The organism is Vibrio sp. A37 (genome assembly GCF_059777565.1).
Genome location: NZ_JBLNLI010000013.1, coordinates 1 through 16006, shown reverse-complemented (window position 1 = coordinate 16006; position 16006 = coordinate 1). Strand labels below are relative to the sequence as shown.

The following is a 16006-nucleotide window of genomic DNA, read 5'->3' as shown; positions in this document are numbered from 1 at the left end:
TGTGTGGGTATTTAATATAAGGAAGCAAATATAAAAAAGCGCAGACTGTCACTGCGCTTTAACCTTTAGGTACTACATTATAATTATGTACTACTTTTTCTTGGCGACTGGAATCGTAGCGAAGCCACTACGACGCGCAGCACTTCGACTATTGTGTGCAAATCTAATAGGCGTGTGATGCATTGGTTTACCTAACTATCCGACAATCCATTGTCAATTTATAGGCCTGAATAATAATGAGTTGAACTTCTACAGCAAAATGAAGGGTGGCTCTTCTGGCTTCGGCCAATCCAAATCACTATTCAGGTACACTTGATATACGAAAACATATATCACGCGGATGGTAGCATTTAATTCGGTATTGATCGATAGTTAAACAATTAATCTTTTGTAAAGATACTAAAATAGTGAAATAGGTCCATTGAGTTTCGATAGTAAACCGGATTAATATGAATATTCCAAATGGAGGTGTACATGTCGTTTATAAATAAGACCCTCTCAAGCTTCGGAATTGGCTCGGTCAAAGTCGACTCTGTATTGCGCCAAGATGTTCTTTTCCCAGGACAAAAAGCTAATATCACCGTTCATTTATATGGTGGCGGTGAGCAGCAAGAAATTGAAAACATTCATCTAAGGTTGTGTTGTCGTTATATCAAAGAAGTTGTGGACAAAAGCTCCAATAAACTTCAACGCGATCACGAGAATTACACCTTGTTGACTTGGGAGTTGCCGTACTCTTTTACCCTTGAGCCACGTGAAACGCGTGACTTTGACGTTGAGCTCGATATACCTTGGAATACCCCAATCACAATCGGTGATACCAAAGTATGGGTTCAGACCGATGTAGATATCGCTAAGGCTCCAGACCCAACTGACAAAGACATATTGACGGTTCGTCCTGATGTTTTAATGGATGGCATTTTTTCTGCTTTAGAAAATAAAGGTTTGAGTATCAGACAAGTAGAATGTGAAGCGGTAGATGGTTTCCCATTGCCTTACGTACAAGAGTTTGAGTTCGTGCCTATCGATGGTCCTTATCATGGCTGTTGGAGAGAGTTAGAGCTGGTTTGCCATTACACGGAAAATGATGTTCAGATGTGGTTTGAGATTGATAGAAACCGCAAGGGCACAAAAGGCATGTTAGCAAGTTTACTGAGCAAAGATAAGTTAACGCATCACCTTTCGATTCCTTTTGCTGCCACGGCAGAGCAAGCTGGCGATATGGTAATAAGCTACTTGGAAGAGACCTACCTCTAGCTTAAAGTTTAACTTACACGTGTAAGCTAAATGTGTGATACTGAACTCTAATTTTGGCTGAAGAGGTGCGCTATGGGTTCGGTAGCAAGCAGGTACACACCTAGAGAAGAGTTATTCAATGCATTAACTCATGGTGTGGGTTTGGTTTTCAGCATTGTAGGGTTAATATTACTGCTGATTAAAGCCAACCTTCACCATGCCGACTCTTTGGCTGTTGCGAGTTATGCAATATACGGCGCGAGCATGGTGTTGCTTTTTCTGGCCTCTACTCTTTACCATTCAATTCCTTTTCCTAACGCAAAGCGTTGGCTCAAGACATTTGATCACAGCGCCATTTTCCTACTTATCGCGGGTAGCTATACCCCATTTATGCTGGTGAGTTTGCGTACGCCTCTCGCAATTGGATTGATGATTGTCATTTGGTTATTAGCGATCGTTGGCGTGATTATTAAGATGATATTTGTCTATCGATTTAAAAAAGTGTCGTTAGCAACGTATTTAGTGATGGGGTGGCTGTCTTTAATCGTCATCTATCAGCTTGTGTTGCACTTACAATTAAACGGCATCATCTTATTGGCCGCTGGTGGAGTGGTCTATTCGCTGGGCGCTATTTTTTATGCGGCTAAAAGGTTGCCTTACAATCATGCGATTTGGCACCTGTTTGTTTTGGGAGGTAGTGTTTGTCACTACCTCGCGATATACCTGTACGTAACGCCTGTCTAGCGCGTTACTACTTGGGTAATCGTTGCTGTTATCTTGTATTGCTTCAACGCTTTCACATCCAATGCAATACTTTTACCTGTCTTTTGGCTTTGAGGTCTCAGGTAGGTGTCAGCCAGCCTTTTAATCGACTCCCAGACGTTGACGGTTTGATTCGCGAGAACCTTACCGTGAGTATCTGAAATGGTGACGTCAAGCGTAACCAATATGACTGACTCACTGCCTTGGTTAGTGATTGATGTGGGTATAGTGAGAGTGCCTGATTGATACTGCAAAGCTCCGAGCAGCACATCAACACCTGATTTAGACAGTTGAAGTGTCGGTTTGTGTGCGCCAACAGCGGCGAGGGTGCTGACGGCTTGCGACACTACAATAGGAATTATTGGTGTGGTAGTTGTATGTTTGTCACTTGAAACGTTGTGAGCACTCGCCTCGACATATTGCCAAGTGAAGTTGTCGTTAAGTTGAACTTTACGTCCATCTTTTAGAGTGACAACTTCCGCTGCGTAGCTAAATGGTGTGATAAATATCAATAGGGTTAATAAAAGCTTTTTCATAATCAACAGTGGCAGTAGTGTCTACTAGCGTCTCCAAAATGCTGGGAAGAAGAGTACCAATAACGTCAAAATTTCGAGCCTGCCCATTAACATACCTAGGCTTAATGCCCATTTCGCTGCATCTGGTAATGGAGCAAAGTTACCAGTCGGGCCAATGATTGGCCCCATACCAGGTCCAACGTTTGCGACGGCGGTTATTGAACCTGAAATACTGGTCACTGGGTCTAAACCAAGCGCGCTGAGAAATGCTGCGAGCCCAATAATAGTAATAAAATACATTAATGTGAATGCAACCAGTGAGCGAACAATATCATCTGTCACTGGGCGATTATTATATTTTTGTACAAATACGCCTGATGGGTGAATGAGCTTTAGCATTTGTTTTTTAAGTAGGGTCATGGCTATCTGAAAGCGGAAAATTTTAATACCGCCAGCGGTAGAGCCAGAGCAAGCGCCTATCATGAGTAACACAGCAAAAATCGTGGTTGGCAGTGCGCCCCATGCAGTAAAATCCCCAAGACCATATCCGGTTGTAGTAAGGACCGACACTACATTAAACATAGATAGCCTCAGGGCATCTAACGGTTGATAACCATCCCTTAAGGTCATCCATATCGCAATGGTGAAACTTGCGACTAATACCAAGTAGGTGAATCCTTTTACTTGTTCGTCATACAACAAAGCTTTTAGCTTGCGCTTCCTCATTGCGGTGACGAATAGTAAAAAGGGCAGGCCACCTAGGAACATAAAGAGAGTTCCAACCCAGTCAGCGGAGTGCGAAAAGTGGTTCATCGAGCTGTCTGTGGTTGAATAGCCTCCAGTTGATAGAGTCGTAAAAGCATGATTAATGGCGTCAAAAAGGCTCATTCCCGCCAATCTATAGCCCAAAATACAGAGCGCGGTGAGCACTAAATAGACTATTACAATATTTTTAGCTACGGTTTTTGCTCTAGGGCTACTTTTATCTGACCAGTCGGAAGATTCGGTTTGGAACAACTTCATACCACCAACGTTTAGCATAGGTAAGATGGCCACGGCCATGACGATAAATCCTACCCCGCCAATCCACTGCAATATTGAGCGCCACAATATGACGCTGGGAGGCATTTTATCCAAGCCACTGAGTACCGTTGAACCTGTGGTTGTGATGCCAGACATCGTCTCGAAGTAGGCGTCAGTGAAGCTAATATGGTTAATGAAGACAAAAGGCAGCGCAGCAAATGCGCTGGTGATCATCCAAACTAAGCTGGTGATCAAAAACATATCGCGCACATTAAGCTTGAACGACTTGGTTTTGCCAAATGATAGGCAAATCAACGACACGATGTGAGTGATAATGACAGCTTTGGCAAATTCGATGAATCCGCCTGTTCCGGTAAAAAATGCCACAACAGTCGGGACGTACATAAATAAAGCTAGTTTAGATAAAACCAGCCCTATCACAAACAGTACTGGGCGAAAGTTGACCATAGTAGTTACAACCTAAAGGAAAAACGGGCTTGGTTGGAATAAGGCTTCTACATCGGGTACGTACTTTTTGTCGACCAAGAACATCACTACATGATCGTCTTGTTCGATCACTGTTCTATCATGGGCTATTAAAACCTCTTCGCCACGAACAATTGCACCAATGGTTGTGCCTGGTGGTAACTTAATGTCACTGATCGCTCGTCCAACCACTTTGGATGTTGTTTCATCCCCGTGAGCAATCGCTTCTATGGCTTCTGCCGCGCCTCGGCGAAGTGAAGATACATTGACGATATCGGCTCGGCGAACATGGGTTAGAAGAGCAGAAATAGTCGCTTGTTGTGGAGAAATAGCCACATCAATCGCGCCTCCTTGTACCAAGTCAACATAAGCGCCACGCTGGATAAGAACCATTACTTTTTTTGCGCCCATGCGTTTAGCGAGCATTGCCGACATGATGTTGGTTTCATCTTCATTGGTTAACGCGATAAAGACATCGACTTGGTCGATATTCTCTTCCGTGAGAAGTTCTTGGTCGGCTGCATCGCCGCAAAAAACGATGGTATCTTCGAGTTCCTCAGAAAGCTTTTCGGCGCGTTGGTAGTTGCGTTCAATAAGCTTGACGCTGTACGACTCTTCAAGTCTTTTCGCTAAGCTCGCACCAATGTTACCGCCACCAACAATCATGATGCGCCGATAAGGCCGTTCAAGGCGTTGTAATTCACTGATAACAGAGCGGATATGATTACTTGCTGCGACGAAGAATACTTCGTCATCGGCTTCAATAACCGTGGTGCCTTGAGGGCGAATCGCTCTACCTTGGCGGAAGATGGCAGCTACGCGAGTGTCGATATGTGGCATGTGCTCGCGAAGCGCTGAAAGCGCATTGCCCACCAAGGGGCCACCATAATAAGCCTTTACCGCCACTAGGCTGACTCTTTCTTCGGCAAAGCTAACAACTTGCAGCGCGCCGGGATATTGAATTAGTCTTTCAATATAGCTGGTAACGAGTTCTTCTGGCGCAATAAGGTGGTCTACTGGGATTGCCCCCGACTTAAATAAAGCCTCTTTCTCAACTAAATATTCAGGAGATCGAATTCGTGCGACACGGTTTGGCGTGTTGAAAAGAGAGAAAGCAACTTGGCAGGCGGCCATATTGGTTTCATCCATGTTGGTGACAGCTACCAACATATCTGCATCTTGAGCGCCAGCATCCAGAAGAACTTGCGGGTGGCTGGCGTAACCATTCACAACTCGTAAATCATATTTATCTTGCAGTTCGCGTAGTCGCTCGTTGTTTTTATCAACAATGGTTATGTCATTGTTTTCACCCACTAGGTTTTCTGCGAGGGTTCCACCGACCTGACCTGCACCAAGAATGATGATCTTCATACTGAATTCTCTAGTTAATCCTGAATTTTCGTGAGTCTTATTAATGAGTTTATTTAATTACTATTGCTTCTCGATAACAGCATAATAGAACCCGTCCATATCGTCTTCTCCAGGTAAGATTTGTCTTCCAGGGTTAGACCTCTCACTACCTATTAACTCAGCTTCAGGTGTTCTCGCTAAGAAGGTCTTTACTTGCTCTGCATTTTCTTGTGGGCTGATAGAGCAGGTCGCGTAAACCAAAGTTCCACCCACTTTTAGCTGTTGCCACATGGCATCCATGATCTCGCTCTGCAAGCTAGCAAGCGCTGCAATGTCTTCACTGCGGCGTAGCCATTTGATGTCAGGGTGTCTGCGAACAACCCCTAATGCTGAACAAGGAGCGTCCAGTAGGATACGGTCAAACTTATCGCCACTCCACCAATCTTGTGGATTTCTTGCATCGCCACAGATCACTTGTGCTTTTAAGTTTAAACGCTGTAGGTTTTCCTGTACGCGTTTTAAGCGAGCTTCATCGCAATCTAGCGCGACAACACTCACGTTGTTACTGCGCTCTAGGATATGCGCCGTTTTTCCACCCGGTGCTGCGCAGCAATCTAAAATGAGTTCACCATCTTGTGGCTGGAGATATTCTACCGATAATTGAGCAGCCGCATCTTGTACAGAGACCCAACCTTTCTCAAATCCTGGTAGCTTAGTTACATCACAAGCACTAGCTAACTTTATTGCATCTTGGGCTTCATGGTGAGCTTCACCTTCAATGCCTTGCTCTTTTAGCTTCGAGAGGTATTCATCTCGGGTGTGATGTTGCCGATTTACTCTTAACCACATCGGCGCTTTGAGGTTATTGGCTTCAATGATGCTTTGCCATTGATCTGGATAGCTTTGTTCTAGCAGTTTAATTAGCCAGCTGGGATGGGCGTATTTTCCAGCGTTATGGCTGACTGAAAACTGATCCAGCTCTTGCTGTTGGCGCTGATAGTTTCTTAATACCGCGTTTATCAGTCCTCTCAAGCGAGGGCCTTTTAAGGTTTTGGTCGCTTCAACGGTTTCCGCTACTGCTGCGTGAGCAGGAATTCGCATAAAGCTAAGCTGGTAAATGCCCACCAGAATCAAGTGATGAAATACTCGCTGTTTTCCCCGCAATGGTTTATCCATTAGTTTTCCGCTGATCGATTCAAGGCGTGGTAAATAACGCAGCGCACCGTAGCATATCTCTTGTAAAAGCGCGTGATCTCTTGGTTTGATGGATTGTTGTGCGGTGGGAAGAGCTGAAGATAGAGAAACACCTTTATCTACAACTTGATATAAAACGTTGGCAGCGGCAGCGCGAACATTCATAGCTGTTACCTTAAAGTAGAGGACATCTCTGCCCTGAAATGAAGGCCTGTCGAATTCATCTTTCGGCAGGCTCTAGACTAGTTTAGTTGAGTACCGACTGCAAACCAGTCTGAACGTGAGTTCAAAATATCTTGTACTGACATAGCTTTCTTACCTGGAACCTGAAGTGATTCTAGTACTAAAACCGATTCACCAGTGGCTATATAGATCCCGGTCTTGTCTGCTTGGATAATGGTGCCAGGCGCTTTATCCGAAGCCATATCTTCCACGCGGCTTTTCCAAACCTTAATATTGTTCTCTGCAACAGCAAAGTGGCTCATTGGCCAAGGGTTGAAAGCGCGCACGCAGCGTTCAATATGTTCCGCTTTGTCATTCCAATCGATTTTCGCTTCTTGCTTAGATAGCTTTTGCGCGTAATTGGCAAGGTCGTCATCTTGTTTGACAGGTTTAGCTTGGCCTAATGCGATGTCAGATAGAGTGCTAACCAAAGCTGTTGGGCCAAGTTCTGCAAGTTTCTCATACATAGAAGCGCTGGTGTCATCAGCTTCAATAGGCAAGGTTGCAATGTGCAGCATGTCACCAGTATCTAGGCCGATATCCATTTGCATAATGGTCACGCCAGTTTCTTTGTCGCCAGCCCAAATTGAACGCTGTATTGGCGCTGCACCGCGCCAGCGAGGCAGGATAGAGCCATGTACGTTGATGCAACCAAGTTTTGGGGTATCTAGCACGACTTGAGGCAATAGTAGCCCGTAAGCGACCACCACCATAATATCGGCGTTAAGTTCTGCCAAGTCTTGCTTCGCTGCATCAGATTTGAAGTTCTCTGGCTGATAGACTGGAATATCATACTCCAACGCTAGGCTTTTAACTGGACTAGCCGTGAGTTTCTTTCCTCGACCAGCAGGACGGTCGGGTTGAGTATAAACAGCGATAACTTCATGCTGTGAAGACAATAACGCCGCCAAATGTCTGGCGGCGAAATCAGGAGTACCTGCAAATACAATTTTTAAAGACGAACTCAAGGTGGGCTTCCTTCTAACTAAAGGGTAAACAGTTACCCTTTGTTGGCTTGTTTTTCGTTGTAGCGCTTGATTTTGGCAAGTTTCTCTTGGATGCGCTTACGTTTGAGTGGCGATAGATAGTCGACGAAAAGCTTACCTTCTAAATGGTCCAACTCATGTTGAACACAGATTGCCAATAGGTCGTCAGCATCAAAAGTAAACTCTTTTCCATCACGGTCCAGCGCTTTTACAGAAACTTCTGCAGCTCTAGGTACCAGTGCTCGAGCGCCTGGGACAGATAAGCAGCCTTCTTCGATACCGTCTTCGCCACGTTTTTCAGTAATCTCTGGGTTAATTAAAACCATCGGTTCATTGCGAGACTCAGACACGTCAATCACGACGATTCTTTGATGAAAGTCGACTTGGGTTGCTGCCAAACCAATACCTTCTTCGTCGTACATCGTTTCGATCATATCGTCGATAAATTTCTGAAGTTCTGGGGTCACTTCTTTGACCGGTTTAGCGACAGTGCGTAGGCGATCGTCGGGAAACGTTAATACTTCTAATACAGACATATACACTCAAATAATTGAATTGTGCCGAAACGGCGTAAAAATAATTGGGTCAATTCTAGACATTCTATCAGTCAAATGACAGCATGCCAAAAGTATAATTTTTCGCTTCTGTGTCCATATTGCAGAGAAAGAGGACCAAAACGTTTACATTTGTCTTAATTTTAGGAAGATAGGTTGAACGACGATTATTTATTAGCCTGGTTAGCGCTCGCATTAACTCCGAGACTCGGAGCGAAATCTTTAGCCAAACTTGCCACAATTGACGAAATAGAAAATATCGTTGGTTATGATAGCTGCGCTTTGAGTGATATAGGCTTTAACCAAGAGCAGATTAACTACCTTCATAACATCGCCCCAATGGAGGTAGAGAACTGCCTAGAATGGGGGAATAGTTCAACCAACAACCATATATTGGTTCCTGCAGCGCCGAATTACCCCTCTCTTCTTAACCAAACCCATTCCCCGCCACCAATACTATTCGTTAAAGGTCAGTTAGAGGTACTCGACATGCCTCAGATAGCTATGGTTGGAAGCCGAAATGCCAGTCGAGATGCTTTGCAATCGGCGTTTGCTTTTGCCAAAGATTTTGTTGTGCAAGGTTTGGTGGTAACAAGTGGGCTAGCGTTGGGAATTGACGGCTACGCCCATGATGGTGCTTTAAAAGGTGGTGGTTCGACGATCGCCGTTTTAGGCTCAGGATTGGAGCAAGTGTACCCGAGCAGACATAAAGCTTTATCGCAGCGCATTACTGAGCAAGGTGGTGCATTGGTTTCAGAGTTCTTGCCACAGGCAAAAGCGAGATCAAATCATTTCCCCAGAAGAAATCGTATTATCAGTGGGCTTTCTGTCGGAGTCTTAGTTGTGGAGGCCGCAGAGCGAAGTGGTTCCTTGATTACTGCTCGATATGCCGCTGAACAAGGACGAGAAGTTTTTGCCATTCCTGGCTCGATTCATAACCCTTCTAGCCGTGGGGCTAACCAGCTAATTAAATCAGGTGCTTGCTTAGTACAAAATACCCAAGATGTCCTAAATGAAATTGAAATATTAGTAAACTGGTCGATAAATAATAATAAAAGCGTGAAAGCGGTACTTTTTGATGAAAATGATGCACAAGAAGAATTGCCATTTGCTGATCTGTTAGCTAACGTAGGAGTAGAGGCTACGCCAGTTGATATTTTAGCGGACAGGACCAATATTCCTGTACATGAAGTCATGATGCAGCTCTTGGAGTTAGAACTTCTCGGGCATGTTGTTGCAGTTTCCGGTGGCTATATTCGAAAGGGGAGGGGCGAGCTATGATGATGGACATACTTATGTATTTGTTCGAGACGTACATCCATAGTGATGCGGAGTTACAGGTCAATCAAGACGAGCTCGAAGATGAATTGTTAAGAGCAGGTTTTCACCAAGAAGATATCTACAAGGCCCTCCACTGGTTAGAGGGGTTAGCAGCGTTACAACAAAGCGATACACACTCAGCAATTGCAACCAGTGCAGCCACATCTACACGTATTTACACACGCACCGAAATGTCGAGGCTCGATTTAGAATGTCGCGGCTTTCTGATGTTTTTGGAGCAAATTAAAGTTCTCACAACTGAGATTCGCGAGATGGTAATCGACCGAGTTATGGGTCTTGAAACCAGCGAATTTGAATTAGATGATCTGAAATGGATTATTCTAATGGTGCTGTTTAATGTGCCAGGTAATGAGAACGCCTACACGCTAATGGAAGAGCTGTTGTACACCAAAGAGCAAGGGATATTACATTAAAGATAGACGGCCCTAAAGCTCAAGAAGTTTATGAGTAGTAAAATCGATCATCAGCTTTTCAGTGCTCACGAGCACGCGTTAGAAAGCGAAAATTGCCCTCAATGTGGAGGGCAATTACAAATGAAATATGGTAAGCGAGGCGGTTTTCTCGGTTGTAATCATTATCCAGAATGCGATTACATGCGTCCGATACATCAAAACGATGGCCATGTGGTGAAAGCGTTGGGTGTTGCTTGTCCTGAATGTGGGCAAGAGCTGGTGCTTAGACAAGGCCGATATGGAATGTTTATTGGTTGTAGTCACTACCCTGAGTGCCACCACATAGAAAGTCTAGAAAATCATCACTCGCAAAACCAACAAGCCGAACTTTCCTGCCCTGAATGTCGTAAAGGGCATATCGTGGAGCGCAATAATCGCTTTGGCAAAGTGTTTTATTCTTGCGACAACTACCCAAAATGTCGATTTGCTATCAATCAACAGCCAGTAGCCGGTTCGTGTGAGGCTTGCGGTTTTCCGTTACTAATGAAGAAAAAGTTAGCCAGCGGAGAAAAGTATCAGTGTGCCGATAAGAAATGCCATCATATACAAAAAGAAAAGGTGTCTTAGCGACACCTTTTTCAGTTTTTATCACTATTGATTGAAGCGTTGCATTGCGGGAAATGCTTTTTTGTCTAAAACGGTGGCAAGTTGTGCGAGTTTTCTGTCTAGCTCTGCGGTGTACTCTGCGCTTACATTGATGTGACCCATCTTGCGCCCTGTACGTTTTTCTTTTCCGTACCAGTGAATATGACAGCCCTCAAGCTTTAGCAGCTCTTCTGGCAATGTGTCCTCACCCAGAACATTGATCATGCAAGTTGGTCTAACTAGCTTTGTGCTTCCTAAAGGCAAACCACAAACAGCGCGTAGGTGGTTCTCAAACTGGCAAGTTTCCGCGCCTTGTTGTGTCCAGTGTCCTGAATTATGAACGCGTGGAGCCAGTTCATTAACGAGCAACTCACCATTAACATCAAAAAATTCAATTGCCAAAACACCCACGTAATCCATTGTTTCAGCGACAGCAGTGAACATCTGCTTGGCTTTGTCTTGCAACTCTATATCGTTGATCGGTGTCGATAGGCTTAAAACGCCGTCGGTATGGACGTTTTCTGCGAGCGGGTAAACAGCAATTTCACCGTTAGCATTGCGTGCGCCAACAAGAGAAACCTCCCGATTGAATGGGACAAATTCTTCAGCGACGATAGCCTGCTTTGAATCTGCTAAACATGACTCCATTTCTTGCCATATTGCATCTGCATTCGCCAAGTCCTTAAGTCGCCATTGTCCTTTGCCGTCGTAGCCGCCCAAAGCCGTTTTCAATACCATTGGCACACCGACATATTCAATGGCTGCTTCGAAGTCCGCTTTGCTTTCGATGACATGGTATTTAGCGTTTTTTACCTGAGCTTTATCTAGCAGGGCTTTTTCTATTCTTCTGTCACCGCCGGTGAGAATCGCTTGCATACCAGGGAGAAACTTACCGCTCTTTTCGCAAACTTCAAGAACGTCAGCGGGAATGTGTTCGAATTCAGCAGTGACAACATCCGCTTGTGCAATCGCATTTTCTAGGCCGTCGCCAATGTGAGCCTGAGTTAAAGGGTGAACGATTTTTCCGCTAGCAACATCGAAAGCGGTAATGGAAAGATTGAGAGGTGCACCGGCTAATGACATCATCCTTGCTAGTTGTCCCGCACCCAATACTAAGACTCGCATTTGTTTAGTCCTCTGCTGGGTTTGGGTTGGCTAATACCGTTTCAGTTTGCTCGGCGCGGAAAGCTTCGACTTTTTCCATCACGCTTTCATTATGCGTACCGATGATTTGCGCCGCTAGAATGCCAGCGTTTGCTGCACCTGCTTCACCAATCGCTAGAGTACCAACCGCAATACCTTTTGGCATTTGCGCGATGGATAGCAAAGAATCCATGCCGTTTAGAGCTCGAGATTGTACAGGAACACCCAGAACAGGAAGGCTAGTGAAAGCCGCAGTCATACCAGGTAAATGCGCCGCGCCACCTGCTCCAGCAATAATAACCTTAATGCCGCGCTCTTTGGCACTGGTTGCGTAGTCTGCAAGAAGTTGAGGGGTACGGTGAGCCGAAACTACTTTTGTTTCGTAGGAAACACCAAATTGGTCTAGCATATCCGCAGCTAGTTTCATTGTTGGCCAGTCAGATTTAGAACCCATGATAATACCGACAGTCATCTCGAACTCCTTCGTTTTTGGTAATAGGCGAGCTGATAGTTTGAGCGCATTATACGGCGAAATAAATTCTAAGCAAACGTTTGCTTTTTTCGTTGAGCCAGTTTTGTCCGAATGCTGCAAAATTAAACTTTCGCCTGTTCGCTTTTTGTCGTTAAACTTAGCGCTATTAGAACGAATTATACAAACAGTGAAGGTGAATCAGTGTCCGATCTTCAACAGGCTGTACAAGCTCTGCAGCAAGGAAAAGTCATCGCGTATCCAACAGAAGGTGTATTTGGGGTTGGTTGCGATCCTGATAACTCTCAAGCTATCCAGCAATTGCTTTCAATTAAGCAGAGGCCAGTAGAAAAAGGCCTGATTTTAATTGCAGGCAACTTCGAGCAATTGGTGCCATACATCGATTTGAGCCAATTGAAAGCTGTACAGCTAGAGAAGGCGATGGAGACTTGGCCAGGGCCGGTTACTTGGATTATGCCAGCCAGTGAGAAGGTCACCCAATGGGTCTCTGGAGAGTTTTCGACGATTGCTGTTCGTGTAACTGATCACCCACTGGTGCAAGAGTTAACGAATGCTTTTGGTAAGCCTATCACTTCAACCAGCGCTAACTTGTCTGGTCTGCCTCCATGTAAAACAACAGAAGAAGTGATGGAACAGCTGGGTGAACAACCGCTTGTCGTCTTGGCTGGAGAAACAGGTGGCCGTGAAAATCCTAGTGAAATAAGAGATATCAAAACGTCTAAGGTATTGCGCCAAGGTTAGGACTGAAAAGGATTAATAATGACTTCGATAAACAAACAGGCAGTAAAGCAGTTTTTACTCGATTTACAAGATTCCATCTGCCAACAATTAGAGCAAGTTGATGGTCAGGCAACGTTTGAAGAAGATGCTTGGCAACGTGAACCCGGAGAAAAGCTGGGCGGCGGCGGCCGCTCGCGCATCATGAATAAAGGTAACGTGTTTGAGCAAGGTGGCGTGAACTTCTCTCATGTAGAAGGAAAGCAGATGCCTGCCTCAGCGACCGCTCACCGACCTGAATTGGCGGGGAGAAGGTTTGAGGCTATGGGTGTCTCTTTGGTCATGCACCCAAATAACCCTTATGTTCCCACCTCTCACGCCAACGTTCGATTTTTTATCGCAGAAAAAGACGATGAAGAGCCAATCTGGTGGTTTGGTGGAGGCTTTGACCTAACTCCTTTCTATCCTTTTGAAGAAGACTGTCAGCATTGGCATGATGTATCCAAACAACTTTGTGCGCCTTTTGGTGAAGAGGTTTACTCAGAACATAAAGCTTGGTGTGACAAATATTTTTACTTGCCACACCGTGAAGAAACACGCGGTGTTGGTGGGTTATTCTTCGACGATTTAAATCACTGGGAATTTGAAAAGTGCTTTGATTACATTAAAGCCGTTGGCGAAGGTTACACTAAAGCCTATGTTCCAATTGTTGAACGTCGAAAGGATACGTCATTTGGTGAAAGAGAGCGCCAATTCCAGCTCTATCGCAGAGGCCGCTATGTTGAGTTCAATCTCGTTTACGACCGTGGGACTTTGTTTGGTCTGCAAAGTGGCGGCAGAACTGAGTCGATACTGATGTCTATGCCACCTCTAGCTCGCTGGGAATACAATTATCAAGTTGAAGATGGCTCGCCAGAAGCGGAGTTGTATCAGCATTATTTGCAACCAAGAGATTGGTAAAAATTTCTCTAGTTCTTAGCTCAACTATTGAACAAATGAATAACATTGAGACTGGTTTGCGATAGTGATAGTTTGCTAACTTAATCCAGTCCGAGGAAGTAAGATGACTCAGCATACAGACCGTTATGTGGTATTCGGTAACCCGATAAGCCAAAGTAAATCTCCAGCGATTCACACTCTTTTTGCTCAGCAGACACAGCAAAATATTGCCTATACTGCTGAATTGGCACCAGAGGATGGGTTTAAGAAATCGGCTGAGGCGTTTTTTAGTAGAGGTGGTAAAGGTTGTAATATCACTATGCCATTTAAAGGCGATGCTTATCAGTTTGCGGATGAATTGACGCAACGGGCGGAGCTTGCAGGCGCAGTTAATACCCTGAAGAAACTGGATAATGGCCAAATCCTTGGTGATAACACCGATGGTGAAGGCTTAGTTCAAGATCTACTCCAGAACGGAGCGTCATTTGAAGGCAAAACTGTTCTATTGATTGGTGCGGGCGGTGCCGCGCGTGGAGTTTTAAAACCTCTACTCGATCAAAAGCCAAGTCAAATTGTCATTGCGAATCGTACTGTAGAAAAAGCACAGCAGTTAGCGGATAGGTTTCAGGACTATGGTGACCTAAAAGCTTCTAGCTTCGATGACCTTGCTGGCGGGTTTGATATTGTTATTAACTCGACGTCGACAAGTTGGTCTGGCGACTTACCAAATGTTTCGTCAGTGATATTTGAGGGCTGTGAAGTTTGCTATGACATGGTATACAAAGCAGAGCAGACGTCATTTAATTGCTGGGCAAAGGAAAACGGTGTGCCAAAGGCTCTTGATGGTCTGGGCATGCTCGTCGGCCAAGCTGCTGAGAGTTTTATGGTATGGCGAGGCGTTCGGCCTGACACCCAAGCGGTCGAAGAGACATTACGAGAAGAGCTACAAGGCCAATGAATCAATCAATAATTTTCCCAGATGAACAGAGTTGGAGCCACGAGCTTCAAGCCGTTGTCTTTCCTTCACAAGTCTCTGGGATGCTTGTTGACTGTATCGTGAAAATTGAAGACTTAGCGCGGATGTCAGGAGAAAACCTAGATTCACCTTCTCAGGCTTTAGCCTGTTTTGAAAGGTTACGGTTTGATCTTGAAGAGCTCGCCGAGCAGGCTATCGAAGAAGAGGAGTATGACTCCTCTGGACGTATACAAATATAGTGTGCGTTTAAACAGGCTTTACTTGATGTAGATAGTCTTCTTTGTTTTGCACATAGTTGTCAGAAGACTTTTGTAGAAAGGCGCGCTCTTTATCCGTTAATGGACGCGCTTTTTTAGCTGGGCTTCCAACATATAGATAACCACTTTCAAGTACCTTATTGGGTGCGACTAAGCTACCTGCACCGATCATCACCTCATCTTCTACTATTGCACCGTCAAGAACGATTGCTCCCATTCCCACCAAAACGCGATTTTTAATAATACAGCCATGAAGAGTGACTTTGTGGCCTACTGTTACATCATCGCCTATGATGAGTGGATACCCCTCCGGGTTCTCCTTATTCTTGTGAGTAACATGCAACACGCTACCGTCTTGGATATTACTACGTTGACCTATTGTTATAGAGTTTACATCTCCTCTAGCAGCGACAAGTGGCCAAATACTAGAATCATCGCCGACAGTGATATCACCGACGATAACAGCGCTACTGTCTATATACACGCGCTTACCGATTTTTGGCTCAATGCCCTTATAGCTACGAATAGAGCTCATAAAGATTCCTTTAGTTTGTGATGTTAGGACTATATAGGAGTAAAAGAGTAAGAAAAATAGCCGTTTTTGACCAGAAAATAATCAGATCTAAAAAATATTAAAAAAACTGAAAAAAACACTTGCCAATGTGAAGGGGATCTCTATAATGCCCCCTCGCTGACACGGGATGGCTTCAAACAAGCCAAGCACCCAGTTAGCAAGGTCTCCTAGCTAAGCCAAGTGCTTAAAAAAGTTTTGAAAAAG

At 44.7% G+C, this 16006-nt stretch carries 18 protein-coding genes; 9 read left to right on the top strand and 9 right to left on the bottom strand.

The features are described from left to right. The first annotated feature begins 474 nt into the window (after window positions 1-474). Together ACM2FC_RS18445 and trhA are read left to right on the top strand one after the other, a co-directional pair. Window positions 475-1257: a sporulation protein gene (locus ACM2FC_RS18445; RefSeq protein ID WP_498482462.1), complete on the top strand. Its 783-nt coding sequence runs from the start codon at window positions 475-477 to the stop codon at window positions 1255-1257. A gap of 72 nt (window positions 1258-1329) precedes the next feature. After that, window positions 1330-1980 (top strand): PAQR family membrane homeostasis protein TrhA, encoded by a 651-nt coding sequence (gene trhA, locus ACM2FC_RS18440; RefSeq protein ID WP_498482461.1) that lies wholly within the window; start codon window positions 1330-1332, stop codon window positions 1978-1980. Here the strand turns inward: trhA and ACM2FC_RS18435 are convergent. From ACM2FC_RS18435 to def, 6 genes are all read right to left on the bottom strand, one after another. Continuing rightward, window positions 1977-2534, bottom strand: coding sequence for a DUF3157 family protein (locus ACM2FC_RS18435; protein ID WP_498482460.1), 558 nt, complete (start codon window positions 2532-2534; stop codon window positions 1977-1979). The two genes, trhA and ACM2FC_RS18435, sit on opposite strands and share 4 nt — an antisense overlap. A gap of 24 nt (window positions 2535-2558) precedes the next feature. Next, the gene (locus ACM2FC_RS18430) at window positions 2559-4004 is read right to left on the bottom strand and encodes a TrkH family potassium uptake protein (RefSeq protein ID WP_498482459.1); all 1446 of its coding nucleotides are present in this window, start codon (window positions 4002-4004) and stop codon (window positions 2559-2561) included. 12 nt (window positions 4005-4016) lie between these two features. Next, the gene (trkA, locus tag ACM2FC_RS18425; protein ID WP_498482458.1) at window positions 4017-5393 is read right to left on the bottom strand and encodes a Trk system potassium transporter TrkA; all 1377 of its coding nucleotides are present in this window, start codon (window positions 5391-5393) and stop codon (window positions 4017-4019) included. A gap of 60 nt (window positions 5394-5453) precedes the next feature. Then, entirely contained in the window at window positions 5454-6731 is a 1278-nt protein-coding gene (rsmB, locus tag ACM2FC_RS18420) for a 16S rRNA (cytosine(967)-C(5))-methyltransferase RsmB (protein WP_498482457.1), read from the bottom strand. Between the two features lie 77 nt (window positions 6732-6808). Continuing rightward, window positions 6809-7756 (bottom strand): methionyl-tRNA formyltransferase, encoded by a 948-nt coding sequence (fmt, locus tag ACM2FC_RS18415; RefSeq protein WP_498482456.1) that lies wholly within the window; start codon window positions 7754-7756, stop codon window positions 6809-6811. Window positions 7757-7788: 32 nt separating this feature from the next. Continuing rightward, window positions 7789-8310, bottom strand: coding sequence for a peptide deformylase (gene def / locus ACM2FC_RS18410; protein WP_498482455.1), 522 nt, complete (start codon window positions 8308-8310; stop codon window positions 7789-7791). 174 nt (window positions 8311-8484) lie between these two features. On the opposite strand from def, the gene dprA reads away from it, so the two are divergent. From dprA to ACM2FC_RS18395, 3 genes are read left to right on the top strand one after another with little or no spacing between them, the layout of a single operon-like run. After that, window positions 8485-9609 (top strand): DNA-processing protein DprA, encoded by a 1125-nt coding sequence (dprA, locus tag ACM2FC_RS18405; RefSeq protein ID WP_498482454.1) that lies wholly within the window; start codon window positions 8485-8487, stop codon window positions 9607-9609. Further along, window positions 9606-10082, top strand: a complete 477-nt coding sequence (locus ACM2FC_RS18400) for a DUF494 family protein (protein WP_498482453.1) — start codon at window positions 9606-9608, stop codon at window positions 10080-10082. Before dprA ends, ACM2FC_RS18400 begins: the two co-directional genes overlap by 4 nt. A 30-nt stretch (window positions 10083-10112) precedes the next feature. Beyond that, window positions 10113-10688 carry a DNA topoisomerase family protein gene (locus ACM2FC_RS18395; RefSeq protein ID WP_498482452.1) on the top strand — a complete coding sequence of 192 codons (576 nt, stop codon included), beginning with the start codon at window positions 10113-10115 and terminating at the stop codon, window positions 10686-10688. A gap of 24 nt (window positions 10689-10712) precedes the next feature. Here ACM2FC_RS18395 and ACM2FC_RS18390 read toward each other — a convergent pair whose 3' ends face one another. After that, entirely contained in the window at window positions 10713-11831 is a 1119-nt protein-coding gene (locus ACM2FC_RS18390) for a 5-(carboxyamino)imidazole ribonucleotide synthase (RefSeq protein WP_498482451.1), read from the bottom strand. Between the two features lie 4 nt (window positions 11832-11835). Continuing rightward, a complete protein-coding gene (purE, locus tag ACM2FC_RS18385; protein WP_498482450.1) occupies window positions 11836-12321 on the bottom strand; it encodes a 5-(carboxyamino)imidazole ribonucleotide mutase in 486 nt (161 codons plus the stop codon). A 201-nt stretch (window positions 12322-12522) separates the two neighbouring features. On the opposite strand from purE, the gene tsaC reads away from it, so the two are divergent. From tsaC to ACM2FC_RS18365, 4 genes are all read left to right on the top strand, one after another. Continuing rightward, window positions 12523-13080: an L-threonylcarbamoyladenylate synthase type 1 TsaC gene (gene tsaC, locus ACM2FC_RS18380; protein WP_498482449.1), complete on the top strand. Its 558-nt coding sequence runs from the start codon at window positions 12523-12525 to the stop codon at window positions 13078-13080. A gap of 18 nt (window positions 13081-13098) precedes the next feature. Next, the gene (gene hemF / locus ACM2FC_RS18375) at window positions 13099-14016 is read left to right on the top strand and encodes an oxygen-dependent coproporphyrinogen oxidase (protein ID WP_498482448.1); all 918 of its coding nucleotides are present in this window, start codon (window positions 13099-13101) and stop codon (window positions 14014-14016) included. Between the two features lie 103 nt (window positions 14017-14119). Next, window positions 14120-14953 (top strand): shikimate dehydrogenase, encoded by an 834-nt coding sequence (gene aroE, locus ACM2FC_RS18370; RefSeq protein WP_498482447.1) that lies wholly within the window; start codon window positions 14120-14122, stop codon window positions 14951-14953. Beyond that, the gene (locus ACM2FC_RS18365; protein ID WP_498482446.1) at window positions 14950-15210 is read left to right on the top strand and encodes a DUF1488 family protein; all 261 of its coding nucleotides are present in this window, start codon (window positions 14950-14952) and stop codon (window positions 15208-15210) included. Before aroE ends, ACM2FC_RS18365 begins: the two co-directional genes overlap by 4 nt. Before the next feature lie 7 nt (window positions 15211-15217). Here the strand turns inward: ACM2FC_RS18365 and ACM2FC_RS18360 are convergent, their stop codons facing one another. After that, window positions 15218-15763 carry a gamma carbonic anhydrase family protein gene (locus ACM2FC_RS18360; protein WP_498482445.1) on the bottom strand — a complete coding sequence of 182 codons (546 nt, stop codon included), beginning with the start codon at window positions 15761-15763 and terminating at the stop codon, window positions 15218-15220. Between the last annotated feature and the right edge of the window lie 243 nt (window positions 15764-16006).